Below are 2,807 nucleotides of genomic sequence, written 5' to 3'. Positions count from 1 at the left end.
CATACATCTTTTCTTTTCCTTCACCCCGGTACCGGTAGGTGTGCAGAGGTAATGATGCTATTGTCTCAGCAATGATTCTCACGCAGGCGAAAACAGCTGTAGTCTGCATAGAGGTTCTTTCATTGACTACCTTGCCGGAGACACTTTGCCCCATGTAGAAATTTGGGGCCTGGCTGACACTGTCTTTTGGTTTGTCACGGGATTTAAAAAGACGTTTTAGAAAATTTGCCAAGGCTTTTCATTCCTCCTTCCATCGTTTTTGGGTATAAAAAAACACCCTTTATAGAGTGTTTGAGTTAAATACCTTTTAATTAATTCATTACTTTCTCTGCTTCGTCTAACTCATACTTGGTTTTCTCACTTGAGTACTGATGATATTCAAGGTGTCCATCTCTCTGTAATCGACCAATCAAAATATAGCTGGGGATATTTTGCTCTAAACAAAACTTGCTGATTTGCATTAATGAAAAATCCCCGTATTCTACAAATGAATTATATTCGTCTAAATCAAGCAATGCATTTGCAGCAAACTCATCAGCTCTATACTCGACTTCATTTTTTACAAACTCATAATCAATCAGCTTTTCCTCTATATCTCCATTGAGGATGTGTCCGATCTCGTGAAATAGAGTAAACCAAAAGACATCTGCAAATTTGCGCCTTACAGTCATGATTAAACTAATGGTTTCATCATTGTTTTTTTTAATAACACCTTGGACAGGAGCCCCAGTGAAATGCTTGACAATAGCGAATTTAATACCACACTCAGCAAAGCATTCCCTAAGTTTTAAATGGATAGATTTAATATCTTCTTCAAAGGTAAGCTTTCGAATTAAAGACAACTTACTTCTCAATTTATCTATATCAAGCTCTTGATCAATTTTTTTATTAGATGTTATTAAATCACAGACTCTAAGCCAAGTAAAAAGAATATACGGGTCCACATTATCTGCTACAGCTAAACGATAAGCCCCCGTTTGAGATATTTCTGGTATTACAGTTAAGCTACTTACGTTCAATAATTTTCTTAACTTAATTACCCACATTGACTCTTGGGTTTCTAGGCTCAACAGTCCTATCTCTTGAATATAATCAGTGATATTTTTTAATTTTTGTACAATCTCCAGCTCTTCTTTTGAGATCATATTTATTTCTTCAAAGTCAGCCATTTCTTTATCGTAGTTTGCTTGTAAATTTATCCAAAAACTGGCATCGATGCCAAAAGCATATTCAAGCTTTTTTGCAAAAGATACAGAAATAGACTTTAGACAGTTCACCAATTTGCTTATATGAGCCTCTTTTACTCCAGTTCTAATAGCTAGTTCTCGTTGACTCATATTGCGATCTTCTAATATTTCTTTTAATGTCTCACCTGGGTGAATAATAAACTCACGGGATAAGCCATTCATTTTTTCTGCCATGATAATTCATCACCCCCTTAATTATAACAGTATCACAATTTTTCAATGCTGCAGCCTCTAAACTGTCAGTATACGGCTGAACAATTAATCTGACATTTCCTGTTATTGTAATACCGTAATACCCTTTTAAATCCTCATACAATGGATGGGGTTTGCCAAGTCCTGTTGTTAAATAAACGCTAAAATTAGGCGAGGCTATTAGTTGATTGACTCTTTTTTTAGCCGCTCTAGCAATGTTGCTCCCAATTTCTTTTTTCATCAACTCAAAATCATTGAAATATTCCAAGACTGTTTTATTATCGTACTCAATTAGCACCTCTTCGCAACCACCACCCAACTTTCCCAAAAGGTTAACTTTCCCTATTGGTTAAGTTTATTATATACCAAATAAAGATTTTTTACAAGCCGCAATAAAATTTTTTAAAAATGGTTCGCAAAAGGCTGGCAATAGTTGTACTATATCACTCAGAATTAATTAGCTCATGAATTCTTCCGTCCAGTACCACCGGGCTTTTTTGAGACCTTCGACTTCTTTTGTTTTATCTTTTTTCGCCACCCGTGAAATATACTTAATGACATTACCCAAACAGTATCCCAGTTTCTTATCTTCAATGACATCAAGTTCTTCTACCATTCTTCTACCCCACTGTCACAAAATAATCATATCCCTCTTATCATAAATAGATCCCCCATCATCGGGCGGATTTACTGTGGCTCTGGCCAGACCCATGATCATGGCTACAATGCCGTCAATCTTTTCTACGGATTTCTCCTTATCAACTTTGATATTTCCGGCAGGATCGGTTCTCACCACAATATTATCCGCCATCCATCTAAGCACCGGATGACCGCCATGGGCGATTTGCTGGCTTAAAATCAAGCGCATCATTTCTTTGGTAGGTGGTGACATATCCTTAAAACCCTGACCAAAGGGCACAACCGTAAAGCCCATACCTTCTAGATTTTGGCTCATCTGGGTAGCTCCCCAGCGGTCGTAGACAATTTCCCTAATGTTATATTTCTCTCCCAGCCTTTCGATGAACTTTTCAATAAAGCCATAATGAACCACATTCCCCTCCGTTAAGTTTAGCAGTCCCTGCTGATACCAGATGTCATATGGTACGCTATCTTTTCTCACCCGCAGATAAAGAGTCTCTTCCGGTATCCAAAAGTAAGGAAGCACATAGTATTTGTCCCCCTCCTCCTCTGGTGGAAATACCAGCACAAAGGCGGTGATATCGGTAGTAGAGGATAAATCAAGTCCTGCATAGCAGGCCCTTCCTTTCAGCTCTTCCGGATCAACCGGGAAATTACACAAATCCCACTTCTCCATGGGCATCCATTTAATATTCTGCTTTAACCACATGTTTAACCTTAGCTGCTTAA

The 2,807-nt window shown here is 37.9% G+C and carries 5 protein-coding genes; all 5 read right to left on the bottom strand.

Annotated elements, in window-relative coordinates; genetic code table 11:
- Positions 1-232 (bottom strand): phage portal protein (locus PHF25_09455; protein ID MDD4528233.1); only part of this gene is annotated, 232 nt, incomplete at its 3' end.
- A 79-nt stretch (positions 233-311) separates the two neighbouring features.
- Complete coding sequence (locus PHF25_09450; protein ID MDD4528232.1) at positions 312-1,421, bottom strand: HigA family addiction module antitoxin; 1,110 nt, start codon at positions 1,419-1,421, stop codon at positions 312-314.
- Positions 1,390-1,767 (bottom strand): type II toxin-antitoxin system YoeB family toxin, encoded by a 378-nt coding sequence (locus PHF25_09445; GenBank protein ID MDD4528231.1) that lies wholly within the window; start codon positions 1,765-1,767, stop codon positions 1,390-1,392. The genes PHF25_09450 and PHF25_09445 overlap by 32 nt, the downstream gene beginning before the upstream one ends.
- Positions 1,768-1,896: 129 nt before the next feature.
- A complete protein-coding gene (locus tag PHF25_09440; protein ID MDD4528230.1) occupies positions 1,897-2,055 on the bottom strand; it encodes a DUF3310 domain-containing protein in 159 nt (52 codons plus the stop codon).
- Positions 2,056-2,070: 15 nt separating this feature from the next.
- The coding region (locus tag PHF25_09435) for a terminase large subunit (protein MDD4528229.1) at positions 2,071-2,807 on the bottom strand (737 nt) is incomplete at its 5' end.

The organism is Candidatus Margulisiibacteriota bacterium (assembly GCA_028706105.1).
Taxonomy (GTDB): Bacteria; Margulisbacteria; Riflemargulisbacteria; order GWF2-35-9; family DYQY01; genus DYQY01.
The sequence above is the reverse complement of the archived record's forward strand: the minus strand, read 5'-3'. Positions and strand labels throughout refer to the sequence as shown.